The sequence below is a fragment of the Cetobacterium sp. ZOR0034 genome, from assembly GCF_000799075.1.
In the GTDB taxonomy this organism is placed as follows: domain Bacteria; phylum Fusobacteriota; class Fusobacteriia; order Fusobacteriales; family Fusobacteriaceae; genus Cetobacterium_A.
The window spans coordinates 36,572-53,408 of the sequence record NZ_JTLI01000034.1 but is presented as its reverse complement, the minus strand read 5'-3'; the positions used below and the strand labels follow the sequence as shown (position 1 = coordinate 53,408).

Annotated in this window: 20 protein-coding genes and 1 pseudogene; 19 read left to right on the top strand and 2 right to left on the bottom strand. The window is 29.4% G+C overall.

Annotated elements, in window-relative coordinates:
• The 3 genes and pseudogenes from L992_RS13495 to L992_RS07735 form a co-directional block, all read left to right on the top strand.
• Positions 1-104 (top strand): annotated as a pseudogene (locus L992_RS13495) (transketolase family protein); the annotation flags it as partial.
• Positions 105-116: 12 nt separating this feature from the next.
• Positions 117-908: a Cof-type HAD-IIB family hydrolase gene (locus L992_RS07740; protein WP_047395466.1), complete on the top strand. Its 792-nt coding sequence runs from the start codon at positions 117-119 to the stop codon at positions 906-908.
• Between the two features lie 73 nt (positions 909-981).
• The gene (locus L992_RS07735; RefSeq protein WP_081982772.1) at positions 982-1,710 is read left to right on the top strand and encodes a murein L,D-transpeptidase catalytic domain family protein; all 729 of its coding nucleotides are present in this window, start codon (positions 982-984) and stop codon (positions 1,708-1,710) included.
• A gap of 54 nt (positions 1,711-1,764) precedes the next feature.
• Here the strand turns inward: L992_RS07735 and L992_RS13135 are convergent, their stop codons facing one another.
• Together L992_RS13135 and L992_RS07725 are read right to left on the bottom strand one after the other, a co-directional pair.
• On the bottom strand, positions 1,765-2,169 hold the full coding sequence (locus tag L992_RS13135; protein WP_052193942.1) for a DUF2141 domain-containing protein: 405 nt from the start codon (positions 2,167-2,169) through the stop codon (positions 1,765-1,767).
• A gap of 11 nt (positions 2,170-2,180) precedes the next feature.
• Entirely contained in the window at positions 2,181-2,885 is a 705-nt protein-coding gene (locus L992_RS07725) for an NAD-dependent protein deacylase (RefSeq protein WP_047382132.1), read from the bottom strand.
• A gap of 152 nt (positions 2,886-3,037) precedes the next feature.
• Here L992_RS07725 and L992_RS07720 point away from each other — a divergent pair, with 152 nt between their 5' ends.
• The 16 genes from L992_RS07720 to L992_RS07650 all read left to right on the top strand — a co-directional run bounded on the left by L992_RS07720 (position 3,038) and on the right by L992_RS07650 (position 16,837).
• Positions 3,038-4,345 carry an ATP-binding protein gene (locus tag L992_RS07720; protein WP_047395462.1) on the top strand — a complete coding sequence of 436 codons (1,308 nt, stop codon included), beginning with the start codon at positions 3,038-3,040 and terminating at the stop codon, positions 4,343-4,345.
• The gene (locus tag L992_RS07715; RefSeq protein ID WP_047395459.1) at positions 4,335-4,952 is read left to right on the top strand and encodes a response regulator; all 618 of its coding nucleotides are present in this window, start codon (positions 4,335-4,337) and stop codon (positions 4,950-4,952) included. Before L992_RS07720 ends, L992_RS07715 begins: the two co-directional genes overlap by 11 nt.
• A 146-nt stretch (positions 4,953-5,098) precedes the next feature.
• Positions 5,099-6,802 (top strand): gamma-glutamyltransferase, encoded by a 1,704-nt coding sequence (gene ggt, locus L992_RS07710; RefSeq protein ID WP_047395457.1) that lies wholly within the window; start codon positions 5,099-5,101, stop codon positions 6,800-6,802.
• 17 nt (positions 6,803-6,819) lie between these two features.
• Positions 6,820-7,350: a DUF6305 family protein gene (locus L992_RS07705; RefSeq protein ID WP_047395454.1), complete on the top strand. Its 531-nt coding sequence runs from the start codon at positions 6,820-6,822 to the stop codon at positions 7,348-7,350.
• A gap of 58 nt (positions 7,351-7,408) precedes the next feature.
• Complete coding sequence (locus tag L992_RS07700) at positions 7,409-8,680, top strand: TRAP transporter large permease subunit (RefSeq protein WP_047395452.1); 1,272 nt, start codon at positions 7,409-7,411, stop codon at positions 8,678-8,680.
• Between the two features lie 15 nt (positions 8,681-8,695).
• Positions 8,696-8,839 carry a hypothetical protein gene (locus tag L992_RS13650; RefSeq protein WP_197053404.1) on the top strand — a complete coding sequence of 48 codons (144 nt, stop codon included), beginning with the start codon at positions 8,696-8,698 and terminating at the stop codon, positions 8,837-8,839.
• A gap of 15 nt (positions 8,840-8,854) precedes the next feature.
• Positions 8,855-9,988: a succinylglutamate desuccinylase gene (locus L992_RS07695; RefSeq protein ID WP_047395450.1), complete on the top strand. Its 1,134-nt coding sequence runs from the start codon at positions 8,855-8,857 to the stop codon at positions 9,986-9,988.
• Between the two features lie 10 nt (positions 9,989-9,998).
• Complete coding sequence (gene pgsB, locus L992_RS07690) at positions 9,999-11,129, top strand: poly-gamma-glutamate synthase PgsB (protein ID WP_047395448.1); 1,131 nt, start codon at positions 9,999-10,001, stop codon at positions 11,127-11,129.
• A complete protein-coding gene (pgsC, locus tag L992_RS07685) occupies positions 11,122-11,550 on the top strand; it encodes a poly-gamma-glutamate biosynthesis protein PgsC (RefSeq protein ID WP_047395445.1) in 429 nt (142 codons plus the stop codon). Before pgsB ends, pgsC begins: the two co-directional genes overlap by 8 nt.
• A complete protein-coding gene (pgsW, locus tag L992_RS07680; RefSeq protein ID WP_047395443.1) occupies positions 11,547-12,473 on the top strand; it encodes a poly-gamma-glutamate system protein in 927 nt (308 codons plus the stop codon). Before pgsC ends, pgsW begins: the two co-directional genes overlap by 4 nt.
• 123 nt (positions 12,474-12,596) lie before the next feature.
• Positions 12,597-13,733, top strand: a complete 1,137-nt coding sequence (locus tag L992_RS07675) for a 1-propanol dehydrogenase PduQ (RefSeq protein WP_047395440.1) — start codon at positions 12,597-12,599, stop codon at positions 13,731-13,733.
• 18 nt (positions 13,734-13,751) lie between these two features.
• Entirely contained in the window at positions 13,752-14,570 is an 819-nt protein-coding gene (locus tag L992_RS07670; RefSeq protein ID WP_047395437.1) for a MerR family transcriptional regulator, read from the top strand.
• A 241-nt stretch (positions 14,571-14,811) separates the two neighbouring features.
• Entirely contained in the window at positions 14,812-15,930 is a 1,119-nt protein-coding gene (locus L992_RS07665) for a DMT family transporter (protein ID WP_197053403.1), read from the top strand.
• A gap of 2 nt (positions 15,931-15,932) precedes the next feature.
• Complete coding sequence (locus L992_RS07660) at positions 15,933-16,202, top strand: hypothetical protein (protein WP_047395433.1); 270 nt, start codon at positions 15,933-15,935, stop codon at positions 16,200-16,202.
• An 18-nt stretch (positions 16,203-16,220) separates the two neighbouring features.
• Entirely contained in the window at positions 16,221-16,517 is a 297-nt protein-coding gene (locus tag L992_RS07655; RefSeq protein ID WP_047395431.1) for a BMC domain-containing protein, read from the top strand.
• Between the two features lie 20 nt (positions 16,518-16,537).
• Positions 16,538-16,837, top strand: a complete 300-nt coding sequence (locus L992_RS07650) for a BMC domain-containing protein (RefSeq protein ID WP_047395428.1) — start codon at positions 16,538-16,540, stop codon at positions 16,835-16,837.

Below are 16,837 nucleotides of genomic sequence, written 5' to 3'. Positions count from 1 at the left end.
GAATCTATGACAAGTTTGGTCAAAGTGGAAAAGCTGAAGAGTTATTAGAGAAGTATGAACTTACAGCAGATAAGTTGATTTCAGTAATAAAAGAAAATCTTTAATTTGGAGGTTTTATGGAAGCTGTTGCTTTAGATTTAGATGGAACATTACTAAATAGTCAAAAAGAAATATCTCAAGAAAATAGAGCAATATTAAAAAAATTATCTAGCAACGGAGTTGAAATTTTAATTGTTACAGGAAGACCATATCCAATGACTAAAAAAATAGCTCAAAGTTTAGATTTTCCAGTTTCAGTAATATGTTACAATGGTGCTAGAGTTATTAATCTTAAAACAGATGAAATAATTTATGAAAAAGTTTTAGAAGAAGAACAAGTTCTTAAAATTATAGAGTTTTGTAGAGAAAATAAAAAAGATTTAAATCTTTTTCAAAATGATATATGGTATGTGGAAAATTTAGAAAGTTATGGAACTAAATATTATAAAAATAATTCTAAATTAGAACCTGTATTAAAATCTTTTGATACATTCAGTGATTTCAAAATGATTAAAAGTATTATAATTGATGAGAACCACATATTAGAAAAGATTGAGAAAGAATTAAAAGACAAGTTAGAGGATACAGTTTATTTTACATATTCTCAAGATAAGTATTTAGAAATACTAAATAAGGACGTTAATAAAGGAGCAACACTTAAAAATGTTTTAGAAACTAAAGGAATTAGAATGTCTGAATGTATAGCGTTTGGAGATGCACACAATGATTTGGAAATGCTACAATCTGTTGGTATAGGTGTGGCGATGGGAAATGCTCATGAAGTCTTAAAAAATAAAGTCAAGAATATAACTGAGACTAATGATGAAGATGGAGTAGCAAAATTTTTAAAAAAGATATTTTTGATGTAAGAATAAAACCCCTTTACTAATTATAAATATTCATATATAATCTAAGTTAATAGAAAAATATTAAGGAGTATTAATGGTAAAGAATATTGTATTTATTTTCTTGACTTTAGTTAGCTCTACTATGGCTTCGGTAGGAAGTTATTCAATCAATCAAAAATTAAATTTAGATCCAACTCTTTCGATAGACAACATCAAACTGAAGAATGGAAATAATTTTGCTTTTTCACCAAATAACTCAATAGAGAGTCTATATAAAGAATTAAATTTAACAAATAAAATGGAATTTACAACCTTTTCAAATGCGATTACGGGGATGAAAAAAATAAAGGGTGTAAAAGAGGATGTCATAACTATAGTTGATTTTACAAAATCTTCAATTAAAGAGAGATTCTTTGTAATTGATCTAAAAAATAAAAAAACGCTATTTTCAACATATGTTATGCATGGAAAAAATAGTGGTGAGAGCATACCTAAAGAGTTTTCAAATACTATAAACTCTTTTAAGAGTTCACCTGGATTTTATAAAACAGAAAATACTTATAATGGCGAATATGGGTACTCATTAAGATTAGAGGGATTAGAAAAAGGAATCAATGATAAAGCTAAAGAAAGAGCGATAGTAGTTCATGGATCACAGTATGCTAAACCGAAACCAGGAGCGAAAAAACTAGATAGAAGTTTAGGATGTCCAGCTATACCGAAAGAGATATCAGATAAAGTTATAAATAAAATAAAGGATGGAAGATTACTGTATATACATACAAATGAAAAGAGCTATGTTCAAAAAAGTTCTTTAATTTAATTTTCTGAAATTTTGAATATAAAAAATAGCAGCTACTTATTGAGCTGCTATTTTTTATTTTAAATCTATTTTTTGAGTAACCTTTTCATCTAGAGTAAATTTAAAATCATCATAGTTTGGTTTGAATTTAGGTCTGAAATTATTTGAAGATCCAGTAGGTTCTTTAGGTATTTTCATAAAATTTGTATCAAGAGTTCCATTTTCATTTTCATCATGAAAAACGATATAAGCATAATCTCCAGCTGGAAGTTCAGTTATATTGATAATAGTTTCATTAGGTACTAAATCGAATTTAACTCCTTTAAATACAGAATCTTTTTTCAAAAACCCCTCTTTTCCTTTATAAAGTGCAAGATATGCAGTTCCTTTTAATTCTCCATTGTTAATTATAACAGTTAAATCCGCCGAATAAAGTAGATTTGAAATAAGTATTGTTAATAGTAATAGTTTTTTTATCATAGATTCTCCTTTTATTTTTGTGTCACATAAGACATAACTTCTGCAAAGCTATCTCTGATAACTAAAGTAGCATATTGATCGTATTTAGTTTCATCAGCATTGATGATAATAAGATTTTTTCCTTTGAAATATTGTATATAGTATGCCGCAGGATAAACGGTAAGACTTGTTCCAGCAACGATAAGTGTATCAGCTTTTTTAATGGCATTAATAGCCAGTTCAGTAATTTCTTCATTTAGATTTTCACCATATAATGTAACAGGTGGCCGTGTTATCCCGCCACATTGACAGCTAAAGTTTTCTTTTTCTTTTTTTCCACAAGATAGACAATAAAAATGAGATATATTCCCATGAAGTTCTAATACATTTTTAGAACCAGCCTTTTGATGAAGATCATCAATATTTTGTGTAATTATGGCTTTTAATTTTCCATCTTTTTCTAAATCTACAAGAGCATAATGACCTTTATGTGGTTTTATACCATTAAAGTTCATTTTCTCACTCAGGAATTCATTAAAGATTTTTCTATTTTTTAAGAAAAAATTTATATGTAAAATCTCTTCAGGATTATATCCTTTGTATTCACGACTATAAAGGCCACCAGTTCCCCTGAAATCTTGAATGCCACTTTCTGTTGACGTACCAGCTCCTCCGAAGAAAACGATATTATCACTATTTTGAATTATATTTTTTAATTTGCTCCATTTATCATTCATATAAACACCTCATTTACGATAGTTATTAAGACTATTATAGTATATTATCTCAATCTATTCAATAAAACTTTATGTGATTATTTTATTTAGATAAAAATTATTCTATTTAAATAAAATAATGATATAATTAGAGTAAATCCAAGGGAGAGAATATGGAGATTAAATTAGAATATAAAAAACTAAAAATGGTATTAATTGTACTTTTTTTGGGAATGATTTTTCCTATTTTTTTAACGCATCAAAATTTTAAGATTTACGAATCCATAACTAAGGCATTGGAGTTATGGGATAAAGAACACCTTTTAATTGGGATGTTAAAGTTAGTTATAATGAATACTTTAAGATCAATACCGATGTATATAGCGATCTTTTTACTTTTTGATTCAATAGAGATTATAAAAAATGGAAGGAAAAGGAATTTTGAGAAAGTATTATTAATACTACCAATAATTCCTATAGCCTACAGTTTAATAAAGATTTTCTATGATATTCAACTTCCTGTTGGGAAGACAAGTATTTTAGGAGTGTTATGGTTTTGTTATTATGTAAAATTTGATTTAAAAAACATAACATATGTAGAAAAATATTTAGTTTTTTTATCCTTTATTGTAGGGCTACAATGGTTAGATGTAAGTAAATTTTTTAATTTTTTAGGTGTAGGAGAGATTACATCGGATTTAAATAAAGCTATAAATTTTATGGAAGCGGATGTGATTGTAACTTTAATTTGTATTAGTTTCTTCAGCTTTTTTACCTTATTTTCAATTTTATTGCTACATTTTTTTAAAGGACAAGAGGAAAGAATTGCAAGATCTAGATCAGAGATGGAAAATAGACATTTAAAAGAGGTTCAACTATTGGTTCATGATTTGAAAACACCGATTTTTTCAGTGGGAGCTCTATTAGAAACTCTCACCCTTCAAGAGAAGGATGAGAGAAAAAAACTTTATTTGAAAAAGATGGAAGATTCAATAGAAAAAACAAATATTATGATTGGTGAAATACTATCTGTAAAATCTGAGAAACCAATAGAAATTGAAGAGATGATGAGATTTATTTTTTCATTTTTATCAGTTCATAAAAACATTGAGGGGATAACTTATAAAAGTTATTTAAAAAAAGATTATAAACTAAAAGGAAATAGAATTTTATTATCTAGGGTAATAATAAATCTTATTGTTAACTCTTGGGAGGCAAATTCATCTGTTGTAAATATAATGGTTAAAGATTATAAAAGGAGATTAATAATCCAAATTGACGATTATGGTGATGGAATTGATATTGATAATATAAATGAATTAATAAAAGAGGGAGTATCTACAAAAAAATCATCAGGAAAAGGATTAGCTTTTGTAGTGAAAACTATAAAAGAGATGGATGGAAAAATATATTTTATAAAAAAAACAAAAATGGGAACAAAAATTTATATCATTCTAAAGGGGGATGAGTATGGGGAATAGTATGTTAATTATAGATGATTCAGAGGATATATGTTTTGCAATATCTGAATTTTTTATATATAAGGGATGGAGTGTAGAAACTGCTAATAGTGTGGAGAAATCCTTGGAAATAATGAAAAATAGAAAATTTGATATAATTTTGATAGATTATAACATGCCTTATATAAATGGAGCTATTGGTACGAAGCTAATAAGAACATTAGATAAAGAGGTATCAATAATTGCTTTAACAGTAGAGGGAAAAGAGATTGTAGCAGAAAGTTTTTTTGAAGCGGGAGCAAATGATTTTGCAATTAAACCTATAAAAATGCTTGATCTTTTTTCAAGGGTGAATGTTCATTTGAATAATAAAAAACCTTTAAAAGATGAGGATTCACTATCTAAAGGACTTCCTAAAGGGATAGATAAAAATACTCTAAATATAGTTTTAGGATGCTTAAATAATAAGCAAGAATATATGGATGTTGATGAAATATCTAATTTAACAGGAGTTGCTACAAAAACAGTAAATCGATATATGAACTATCTTTTGAATGAAGAGAAAGTTATTTTAAATAATATTTATGGAAAAATCGGAAGACCTAAAAAAGAGTATAAACTAAAATAGAGATATAAACCCAAATTGTTTTATTTGATAGCAAAGAGGGTTTATTTTTTTTGTGAGAAAAAAGAGAAAAAAGAGAAAAATGGATGTTTTATTTACATTCAAAAATTCATAGAGTATAAATAATAGAAATGAAAGGGGAGTGAGTTATGAAAAAAAGATATTTATTAGGAGCAGTTGCAGTAACATTTTTTTCTTTTAGCAGTTTAAAAGCTGATTTTAAACCATTTGATGAAAATGGGAATATGATTAGAACTGGTAGAGGAGCAGAGGGGAAAGTTGGAATAGTTTCTACAAGTAAGTATGAAGCTAGTAAAATTGGAATGGATGTTTTAAAAAAAGGAGGAAATGCAATTGATGCAGCAGTAGCAGCAGGGTTTGCTTTAGGTGTTGCAGAACCAAATTCATCTGGATTAGGTGGAGGTGGATTTATGCTAATAAGAATTGCTAAGACAGGGGAAACAGTATTTATTGATTTTAGAGAGAGAGCACCAAAAAATTCAGCACCAAAAATGTGGGTACTAGATAAAGATGGAAAAGTAGTGGATAACGAAAAGGTTGAAGGTGGAAAAGCAGCTGGAGTTCCAGGAGAAGTGGCAGGACTACTATATGCTTTAGAGAAATATGGAACTATGTCAAGAGAGGATGTAATTAGACCAGCAGCAGACTTAGCAAAAAATGGTTTTGTTGTAACACCAACATTATCAGGAGATATGAAAAATAAATATGACTTGATGATTAAATATCCTGAGTTTGGAAAAACTTTTTTAACAGCAGATGGATTTCCTTATGAAACAGGAGATACTTTTAAAAATGAAGATATGGCTAAAACACTTGATTTAATAATAAAAAATGGTAAGGATGGATTTTATAAAGGTGAAGTAGCTGAATCTATTGTTGGAACTTTAAATAAGTATGGTGGAGTATTCACAATGGAAGATTTAGCAAATTATGAACCGAGAATTAGAAAACCTGTAGTAGGAAATTATAGAGGATATGAGATTATATCATCACCAGCTCCGAGTTCAGGAGGAGCAGTAGTTGTACAAATATTAAATATTTTAGAAAACTTTAAGGTTGGAGATATGGAAGTAAACTCTCCAGAGTATTTACACCTTTTCTCTGAAGCATTTAAGTTATCTTATGCTGATAGAGCAAAATATATGGGAGATACAGATTATACTCCAGTACCTTTAAAGGGATTAACATCTAAAAAATATGCAAAAGATTTATCTGAAAAAATTGATATGTCTAAATCAAAAGAAAGTATCGCTCATGACCCATGGCAGTATGAATCGGATGATACAACTCATTACTCTATAGCAGATAAAGAGGGGAATATGGTTTCAGTAACTAAAACTGTAAATGGAATTTTTGGAAATGGAGTAGTAGCAGATGGATATGGATTTGTCTTAAATAATGAGATGGATGATTTTGTTACAGGAGAAGGGCATCCGAACTCAGTAGCTCCAGGAAAAACTCCTCTTAGTTCAATGTCACCAACAATTGTACTTAAAAATGGCGAGCCATTTATGGTGTTAGGATCACCAGGTGCTACAAAGATTATAAGTACAGTGTCACAAGTAATAAGTAAAGTAGTGGATCATAATATGGGAATGCAAGAAGCTATTGATGCTCCAAGAATGTTTGATAATACATCTAATAAAATTAATGTTGAGACAAGAATTACTCCTGAAACTGTAGATAAGCTAAAATCTCTAGGACATGAGGTGAATGGAACATCAGAGTGGGATAGAGGAATGGGATCAGTTCAAGGAGTATTGTATAAAAAAGATGGAACATTAGAAGGCGGAGCAGACCCAAGAAGAGATGGAAAAGCAGTAGGTATTTAAAAGAGGAGGATGAATAGATGAAAAGATTTTTTACAACAATATTGTTTTTTATTTTAGGGGTTTTAGCTTTTGGAGAAAAATTTGAAAAACCTGTGTTATTAACTTCAGTAGGGCAAAGTGCTGATGTACAAATGGTAAGTGTGCTATTAAAAAAAGCTGGAGTAGAAGCAACTTTAGATAAAAATATTACTGGAGATAAACTAGGAATAGACAAGACAGTTGTAATAGCAATTGGAGGAAGTTCAAAGGGACTTGGTGCAGCAGGGATAAAAGTTGAAGATGAGCTAGCGAGAACTGAACAACTGCTAAAAATTGCTAAAGAAAAAGGAATAAAAATAGTTGGATTACATGTTGGTGGAGAGCAACGAAGAGGAGAATTATCTGATAAATTTGTAAACGCAACTGTTGGAGAGTGTGACTATTTAATCGTAGTCGAAGATGGAAATAAAGATCAACTATTTACAAAAGTAGCTGAAGAAAAGAAAATACCTTTAGTTCTTGTTCCTAAAATAAGTGGAGCAGTAGAGCCTCTAAAAGAGATTTTTTAATAAGCAAATAAAAAAGCTGCTAAAAATTTTTAGCAGCTTTTATTCAAAGGAGGAAAAAGTGTCGCAAGAATTGATAATATTTTTAGGAATGATAATAGTTTTTACATTTTCATGTTTTAAGCTGAAATTACCTGTGAGTATAGCTATGGTTTTATCAGCTATAACAGGAACATTAATAAGTGGTAATGGAATTCCTGTAAGACATTTAGTTGAAGGGATGTTTGGATATATCGATACTATTCTTGTAATAGCAACAGCTATGATTTTTATGAAAACTATTCAAGAGATAGGAACATTGAATGCTTTGAGTGCATCAATATTAAAAAAATTTCATTCAATCCCCTGGGTTTTACTAATTTTTTTAATGATTGTTAGTATGTTTCCAGGAATGATAACAGGGTCTTCAACAGCAGCAGTGTTAACAGCGGGAAGTATAGTAGCTCCAATACTTATGTTGGTTGGAATACCAATTGTTGAAACTGCAACAATTATTGCAATAGGTGGAATATTGGGAATGATTGCTCCTCCTGTAAATGTACCAGCAATGATAATTGGTGGAGGAATAGATATGCCTTATGTAGGATTTACAATTCCTCTTCTTTTACTAACAATTCCAGTAGCTATCTTTACAGTACTTTATCTAGGATTGAAATATGTAAAAAAAATAAATTATGATGAAATAAAGTCTAAAATAAATTTAGAAGATATTGAGAAATATGGTTGGAAACTTTATTTGCCAATAATATTAGGTGTTATTTTAATGGTTTTAGGAAAAGTTGTGCCAACAATATTTAATTTAGGAATGCCTTTAATATTTTTAATAAGTGCTGTAGTTGGATTATTTTGTGGTAAAAAAATTAACTTTATATCGGTTTCTAAGGAAGCGATAAAAGAAACATTACCAGTTTTAGGAATTTTAATGGGAGTTGGAATGTTTATTCAAGTAATGACTCTTACAGGAGTTAGGGGATTTATAGTTGTAAATAGTTTAAGTTTACCACCAGCAATGATATATGTAGCTATGGCAATAACAATTCCGCTATTTGGAGCAGTATCATCTTTTGGTGCTGCTTCAGTTTTAGGAGTTCCATTCTTGATGGTATTTTTAGCACAAAACCAGATAATAACAGCATCATCAATCTCTTTTATAGCTGGATTGGGAGATCTGATGCCACCTACGGCTCTAGCAGGAATATTTGCTGCTCAGGTAGTTGGATTAAAAGAGTATTCGTTAGTTTTAAAAAAATCAATGGTTCCAGCTTTGGTAATTATAGTTTACTCTATCTTGTTTATAGTTTTCTCTAAAGAGATAGCTTCGATAATATATTAGAGGAGAGTGATAAAAATGATGTTTATTTATTTAGGAATAACGCTATATACATTAATCATGGTCGTATTAAATCTTTTTGAAGAGAAAAGATTTTTTAGTCAGTTAAATGCGGCGTTAGTTATAATTCCTTTAATATTGAGATTATTAATGATAAAATAAAGAGGAGATTGTTGTATGAAAGGAAATAAAACTACAGGAGCTATACTTTTAGCTTGTTCTTTATTGATAGCTTTTATAGCAGGGAAAGAGTTTAAAAAAATGAGAGAGCCGGAGCCTATTGTAAAAGGAGAGGGAGTTACAGAAGTAAAGATGTTAAGTGAGTATTTTCCAGATATAAAAGGAACTAATATGGATACAGAGATCTATATTTTAAAAGGAAAAGAGGAGGGGGGGGCTACACTAATTTTAGGTGGAACACATGGAAATGAACCCTCAGGACTTTTAAGTGCAATTCTATTTATAGAAAATGCTAAAGTTGATAAGGGAATTGTCTATGTAATTCCTAGAACTAATAATAGTGGATACACACATAATGATCCCCAAGAGGGATCACCTCAAAGGTTTACAATTAAAACTAAAGATGGAGATAGATGGTTTAGATACGGGTCACGTGCAACTAATCCACTAGATCAATGGCCAGATCCAGACGTATATATTCATGCAAGTTCTGGGCAGCAGTTATCAGGAAATGAAACTAGAAATATAAATAGAGCTTATCCTGGAAGAGCAGATGGAACATCTACAGAAAAAGCTGCTTATGCAATAGTTCAACTAATAAAAAATGAAAAGATAGATATGACGATAGATTTACATGAAGCCTCACCAGAGTATCCAGTTATAAATGCAATAGTTGCTCACGATAGAGCGATGGGAATTGCATCAAATACAGTAATGAATCTAGAGTTTGAAGATGTAGCTATTGGATTAGAACCATCTCCTGTGAGTTTAAGAGGATTGACTCATAGAGAGCTTGGAGATTTTACAGATACATATGCAATTTTGATGGAAACAGCTAATCCAGCTCAAGGTAGATTAAGAGGAAAAACTAATGAAGCTTTAGTTGTAACTGGTGTTGATCCGACATATGTAAAAGCACAAAAGTTAGGTCGTTTATTTGTACCATTTGATGAAAAGGGACATCCTCTTGACGAAAGAGTATCAAGGCATGTTGGAAGCGTTGTAGAACTTATAAAAGTGATGGGAGAAAATGAACCTGAAAAAGAGATTATAATAGAAAACGTTCCAACAATTTTAGAGATAAGAGAGAACGGAATAGGAAACTACTTGAATAAAGTGACAAAAAATTAAGAGGTGAGTTATGGAAACTGTTGTTTTTACTTTCATAGGGATATTTTTTATAAAATTAATTTATGAAAAGATATCGTTAGAAAAAGCTAGAAAAAAAATAAAGATGGTTATTCATGTAAATGGAATAAGAGGTAAATCAACAGTTTCTAGACTTATTGATGCAGGATTAAGAGATGGGAAAAAAAGAATATTTACTAAGGTTACTGGAACAGAACCAAAATATATAGATATTAATAATCAAGAAAAAAATATAAAAAGAATAGGAAAAGCAAATATAAGAGAGCAGATAAAGATTATAAAAAAAGCTGCAAAAAGTGAAACAGAGATATTAATTTTGGAGTGTATGGCTGTGAAGCCAGAGTTACAAAAGATATCAGAGGAAAAAATTGTAAAAGCAGACATAGCTGTGATAACTAATGTGAGATATGATCATTTGGATGAGATGGGAGAAAGCTTAGAAAAAATTACGAATTCACTTTGTAATACGATACCTCAAAATGGAATTTTAATAACTGGAGAAGAGAAAAATTTAGATATAATTAAAGAGAAAGCTGAATCAAAAGTAACTAAAGTTTTATTCATGGACGAATTAAAAGATGACTATAAAAAGATAGACTTTATAGAGAATGTAGCAGTAGCTTTGAAAGTTTGTGAGTATTTAGGTGTAAGTAGAGAAGTAGCATTAGAAAGAATGAAAAAGTATAAAAAAGACTCGGGAGTTTTAAAAGAGATAAAATTTCTAAATTCTCAAGGTAAAAAGATAAGTTTTATAAATCTTTTAGCAGCCAATGATCCTGATTCTAGTGAGAAGATTATAAAAAAATTTGAGAGTGAAGAGTTATGGACTAGAAAAAAATACCTTATGGTTAATAATAGAAGAGATAGATTAAGCCGATTAGAACAGTTTGTAAATTTTGTTGAAAAACATGAGGAAAAATTTGAAAAAATATTTATCTCAGGAGAGAGTATAAATATTTTTTGTAAAAAACTTAATAAAAATATAAATAAAGTTGAAATTTTAAAAAATGTAGAACAATTCGATATTTTAACTGAAGATTCAGTTATTTTTGCGGTAGGGAATATATGTGGAAAGGGAAAAGAATTATTAAAAGTGATTGAAAGTAGGGGTATAGATGAATGAGAGTATAGTTATAATTGGGGTACTGTTAAGTATTTTATTTTATGAAGTGAGTGAATTATCTCCTGGAGGACTTATTGTTCCTGGATATTTTGCACTTTTTTCAAATGATCATAAAAGAATATTAGCAACTATATTAGTCGCATTTTTAGTATTAGTAGCTGTAAGATTTTTAGAAAAATATCTTATAATATATGGAAGACGTAGATTTGCAATATATATTATAATAACTTTTTTGCTTAAAAGATTTATGGGAGAGTTAGATTTTGAGATTTTAATTGGAGGAGAGGTAATAGGGCTTCTTATACCTGCAATTTTAGCTCAAGATTTGGATAGAAACGGAGTAAAAAAGACTTTGCCAGCACTTCTTATATTAACAGGAGTCATAAAAAGTATTATTATAATAAGTGGGAGTTTTATATGAAAAAATATTCATTATATTTATTGGCGATTTTAGTTGGAATATTTTTAATCTTAGGAGATATGGAGCTTGGAGATAAACATGAAAGTTTTAATGAGATGTTAAAAGCTAAAAATTTAATGGCGAAACTTTCTAGAGAGATATACAATGAAAAGATAAACAGAGGAATTAATATTGATAGGAAATTAGATATTTTAGAAAGTGGTTTGATAGGAGAGGAGTTCACAGGAATAACTACAACTTTAGGAGATTTGGATAGTAAGAGAATATCTACAAACCCAGAATTTGCAGCTTATTTTGTGAAAGAATTGAAAAATAAAGGATTGAGAAAAGATGATGTTGTATATGTAAATATGTCGAGCTCATTTCCAGGACTTAATCTATCTTTAATATCAGCTTTAGATACTCTTAATTTAAGAGGAGTTATAATAAATTCCATTGGATCATCAATGTATGGAGCTAATAACGAAGAGCTTACATTTTTAGAAATGACAAATCTTTTAAAACATAAAAATATGATAAAAAATAATATAGAACTTTATACTTTAGGTGGAGATGCAGATGAAGGGTTAAATTTTGATGAAGATACGAAAGAGTACTTAGTAAAAAGATTAAAGAAGATAGATATTCCAAAATTAGATTTTAAAGATTTAAATGACAATATAGAAAAAAGAATAGCTTACTATGAGAAATATCCAAATCCAAAATATTTTATAAATATTGGTGGGAATTTAGTTTCTTTTAAATTAGAAAAATATTATGAAAGTTTAGAAATTCCTACTTTAACTATGTTAAATATTAAACAGATAGCTCTTGCTAATGGAATATCTCAAAAAAAGTTATACGCTAAAACACAAAATACTATATCTTATACTATTATTATAATATTTTTTATAATTTATATTTTTTTTAAAATGTTTCGTTGAGTATAAGATGCATTTGTTATAAAAAAAGATTGAAAAAAAAACAAAATGTGTTATTATTTAAAAATAAGTTGAATTGGGGAAAATTAGTATTTTTGACTACAAAGTATTAAGGAGAGTTTAGTTATGAAACGTTTTAATATTGAAACTGCTATATATTTTGGAGAAGGATCTCTAGAAAAATTAAGGGAGTTAGATAATAAAAAGATACTAATTGTATGTGACAAATTTATAGGGGCATCTGATATTTTAAAAAAAATATTAGATAAACTAGAAAAGTGTGAAGTTTTAGTTTTTGATGAGATTATACCAGATCCTACAATAAAAATTGTTGCAAAAGGTGTGCAGCTTCTAAAGAGAAAAAAATTTGATTTGATAATCGCTTTAGGAGGAGGATCTTCAATAGATGGAGCTAAGGCTATAAGAGAGTATTATAAAAGAATAGATGAAAATATAGATATAGATTTTTATGCTATTCCAACAACAAGTGGAACAGGTTCAGAAGTAACAGAGTATTCTGTTATAACAAATGAAAAAGAAAGTTTAAAGTATGCTTTGACAAATGAGGATTTATTGCCAACAATAGCAATATTAGATCCAGAGTTAGTAAAATCAGTTCCAAAAAGTATAACTGCAGATACAGGAATGGATGTATTAACACATGCAATAGAAGCTTATGTATCTAAGGAAGCTTCTGATTTTACAGATGCTTTGGCAGAAAAAGCTTTTGAATTAGTTGTAAAAAATTTGAAAAAAGTTTATGAAAATGGAAATGATATATATGCTAGAGAAAAAATGCATAATGCTTCATGTTTAGCAGGTCTTGCATTTAACACAGCTGGACTGGGATTAACTCATAGTTTATCTCATATGATTGGAGGAAGATTTCATATTCCTCACGGAAAAATAAATGCAATTATACTTCCTTACGTAATTAAATTTAATTCAGATATAGATAAAAAATCATACTTAGATTCAGAAAATGAAACTTTAAAAAGATATCAAAAGTTAGGAAAAATAGCTGGTCTTCATGGGATTAATCCAGTTATTAGCACAAGTAACTTAATAAATTATATTCAGAAGTTACAAAAATCTGTTGGTATTCCTAAAAATTTAAAAGAATTAAAAGTTGATGGAAGTTCACTGCTACAGGATGTAGAAGAAGTTTATGGAATAGTAATGAAAGATGTATGTACAAAAACAAATCCAAAAGAAATTAAGAAAGAGGATATGAAAGCACTATTGAAAGATATTGTGGGATAGAAGTTTAGGAGTGATAAAATGGAAAAAGAGAAGTACTATATTGGAGAAGTTGAAAAAATTTGTGGTATAGCGAAAAAAACTCTGAGGTTTTATGACAAAATAGGACTACTTTCACCCTTTGAAATAAATAGTAATGGATATAGATATTATAGTAAAGACAATTTATATACAATACCAGTAATAAAATATTATAAACAGAGTGGATTTACACTAGAGAGTATAAAAAAAGTTATGAATGACTTTAATTGTCAACATATTGAAGAAAGTTTTTCAGAAAAAATAAAAGATTTAGAAAAGATGGAAAAGGAGCTAGTTTTAAAAAAACGCTCTCTTGAAGATTGGAACTCTTTGGTGAAAGAAGCCAGAATGGTTTTAGAATATAATTTGACAGATGTAAAAGTAAAATATTTAGAGAAAGATAGATATATATATCACACACAAGAATTTAATGAAGATTATATAAGTTCTGTAATAAATATAGATTTTACTAATTATATAGAGGAGATAGGAAATGCAATAACAGGACCTGTTATAATTGAGTTCTCCTCTTTAGAAAATAAATTAAAAGGAAAAAATCAAAAGATAAGAATGCTTCAAAAAAATCTTATAAAATGTGATTCAGAACTTTTAACTGATTTTGGAGGAAAACTTGTTGTTTCTTGCTACCATATTGGTTCTCATAGAAATATAAAAGAAACGTATAAAAAAATGTGTGATTGGGCAAAGCTTCATAACTATAGACTTGAAGATTGTTGCTATGAAAGATATGTGATGGATTATTGGACCACAAAAGATGAGGATAAATTTGTAACAGAAATAATAATGAATATAAAATAATAAAGGTTCCAGTAAAGTGGAATGCAAAAAACAGGTTGGCAAACTTATTTGCTAACCTGTTTTTTTATAATTTAAGTTCTAAAAACGAAATTATAGCTTTATATACAGATTATAAATTTGTAAATTAAACACAAATTTTTCTTGACATTAAACATATATGGAAGGTTTATACTTGTATTATAACAAGGAAAAAATAATAAATTCCCCAATTTATTATGAAAAAGAGTGAGAAGGAGGAGTTATGCCAGAAGCAATATTCAAGGAAACGGCAGAAGTTGAATTTTTAGAAAAAGAAGTAAAAATTACAATGTTGAAGGAACAAAGTAAAAAAGAATTTTTAAAAAAGGGTATTAAAATTGGATTATTTTCAGGAATGACTTATGGTATTTATACAGCTTTTTTAACTTTAGGAATGACTAAAGGAGTTTGGACAGATTGGTATGGTCCGAATTTAACAGGACTTTCAACTTTTGTAATTGTGTATCTATTAGCAGCATTGGGAAATGCAATAAATGATACTTGTAGCGCATTTTGGGCTTTAGGTAATGCTGGTTATCAAGGAAAACTTGGAGACTTTGGAAGAACGTTAAACACAAAACCTGGGAAAATGCTTATGTTAGCAGCAATGCTGGGAGGACCAATAGCTGGAACGGCTTATGTAATAGCTCTTCAAATGGCAGGATCAATAATAGTTCCAATATCAGCCCTTTGTCCTGCAATAGCAGCAATTTTAGGAAAAATATTTTATAAACAAGAGATTAATAAAAGAATGGCTTTTGGAATTTTAATATGTGTATCTGCAAGTTTTTTAATAGGAAGTACAAGCTTTGTTGGAGAAGAGATTTCAACAGAAGTTTTACTAGGAATTTTAATAGCAATAATAGCAGCTTTTGGTTGGGGATTTGAAGGATGTGTTGCAGGATATGCATCAGCTATGGTAGATCCACAAATTGGAATATGTGTTAGACAATTAACTTCAGGACTTACAAATATATTTATAGTTTTACCTATACTTGGGTTCTTAAGTGGGGATGTAACAACAGCAATAACACTTACGATGAAAGCTTTTTCTAGTTCACCAGCAATGTTCTGGTTTATATTAAGTGGACTTGCAACATTTGTTTCTTTTACAGCCTGGTATACAGGAAACAGTATGTGTGGAGCAGGTCTTGGAACAGCATGTAATGGAACATATTCATTCTTTGGACCATTCTTCTGTTGGTTATTCTTAGGAGTTATCGTTGGAATAGATGGATGGGCTCTTCCTATGGTAGCTTGGATTGGTGCAATAGTAATGGTTATTGGAATCTTAATAATTGCAGTAAATCCTTTGGAGTTTTTAAAAAAGAGGGAGGAATAATCGTGATGCCACTTAACTATGCAATATTGAAATATTTTACAAAGCATGAAAGTTCATCTGTTTATGAGGTGATGGAGTCTTTAAAAAAGGATTACCAAAATTTTAAGTCCTTTAATAAAAACTCTATAATAAATGCTTTGATGACAGCTGAAGCAAATGGATTAATTGAAGAAGTAAATGCAGATTTAGATGAAAACGGAAACTTAGTTTTATACTATGAAGCTAATAAAGAAAGTAAAGATATAATCAATAGTTTTATAAAAGATCAATAATTAAGTTTGGAGGATAAGATGAAATATTATGGAAATGAAGCTTTAGGATTAGTTGAAACACTTGGACTTGTTCCAGCTTTAGAAGCGGCAGATAAGATGTTAAAAGCTGCTAATGTTGAATTAGTATCTTATGAAAATGTGGGGTCAACACTTGTTACTATAATGGTAAAGGGAGATGTGGCAGCAGTTAAAGCAGCAGTTGAAGCAGGAGCGGTAGCAGCGGCGGCAGTAGGAAAGTTAACAGCTAAAAATGTTATGCCAAGACCTATAAATGAGATTGGGAAAATAGTAACAGTTCATGATATAGATCAATAATCAAAGGGGAGTTGACTTGAATGTTAAGAAGAGAAGCAATAGGATTGATAGAGACATTTGGATTAGTTTTTGCTTTAGAGGCAGCAGACGCTATGTGTAAAGCAGCAGATGTGGAGTTAATAGGATATGAGAATGTAGCATCGGGATACATAACTGTTATAGTGACAGGAGATGTTGGAGCTTGTAAAGCAGCAGTAGATGCAGGAGTGAATGCAGTAACTAGTATGGAGGATGGAAATCTGTATAGTTCAATAGTTATAGCCAGACCACACTATGATATACAGAAGATAATTGATAAGTATGCTATTCCAAACTTATAA

Coding starts and splice junctions, on each gene's coding strand:
- L992_RS07740 (WP_047395466.1), top strand. CDS start 117: ATGGAAGCTGTTGCTTTAGATTTAGATGGAACATTACTAAATAGTCAA.
- L992_RS07735 (WP_081982772.1), top strand. CDS start 982: ATGGTAAAGAATATTGTATTTATTTTCTTGACTTTAGTTAGCTCTACT.
- L992_RS13135 (WP_052193942.1), bottom strand. CDS start 2,169: ATGATAAAAAAACTATTACTATTAACAATACTTATTTCAAATCTACTT.
- L992_RS07725 (WP_047382132.1), bottom strand. CDS start 2,885: ATGAATGATAAATGGAGCAAATTAAAAAATATAATTCAAAATAGTGAT.
- L992_RS07720 (WP_047395462.1), top strand. CDS start 3,038: ATGGAGATTAAATTAGAATATAAAAAACTAAAAATGGTATTAATTGTA.
- L992_RS07715 (WP_047395459.1), top strand. CDS start 4,335: ATGGGGAATAGTATGTTAATTATAGATGATTCAGAGGATATATGTTTT.
- ggt (WP_047395457.1), top strand. CDS start 5,099: ATGAAAAAAAGATATTTATTAGGAGCAGTTGCAGTAACATTTTTTTCT.
- L992_RS07705 (WP_047395454.1), top strand. CDS start 6,820: ATGAAAAGATTTTTTACAACAATATTGTTTTTTATTTTAGGGGTTTTA.
- L992_RS13650 (WP_197053404.1), top strand. CDS start 8,696: ATGATGTTTATTTATTTAGGAATAACGCTATATACATTAATCATGGTC.
- L992_RS07695 (WP_047395450.1), top strand. CDS start 8,855: ATGAAAGGAAATAAAACTACAGGAGCTATACTTTTAGCTTGTTCTTTA.
- pgsB (WP_047395448.1), top strand. CDS start 9,999: ATGGAAACTGTTGTTTTTACTTTCATAGGGATATTTTTTATAAAATTA.
- pgsC (WP_047395445.1), top strand. CDS start 11,122: ATGAATGAGAGTATAGTTATAATTGGGGTACTGTTAAGTATTTTATTT.
- pgsW (WP_047395443.1), top strand. CDS start 11,547: ATGAAAAAATATTCATTATATTTATTGGCGATTTTAGTTGGAATATTT.
- L992_RS07675 (WP_047395440.1), top strand. CDS start 12,597: ATGAAACGTTTTAATATTGAAACTGCTATATATTTTGGAGAAGGATCT.
- L992_RS07670 (WP_047395437.1), top strand. CDS start 13,752: ATGGAAAAAGAGAAGTACTATATTGGAGAAGTTGAAAAAATTTGTGGT.
- L992_RS07665 (WP_197053403.1), top strand. CDS start 14,812: ATGCCAGAAGCAATATTCAAGGAAACGGCAGAAGTTGAATTTTTAGAA.
- L992_RS07655 (WP_047395431.1), top strand. CDS start 16,221: ATGAAATATTATGGAAATGAAGCTTTAGGATTAGTTGAAACACTTGGA.
- L992_RS07650 (WP_047395428.1), top strand. CDS start 16,538: ATGTTAAGAAGAGAAGCAATAGGATTGATAGAGACATTTGGATTAGTT.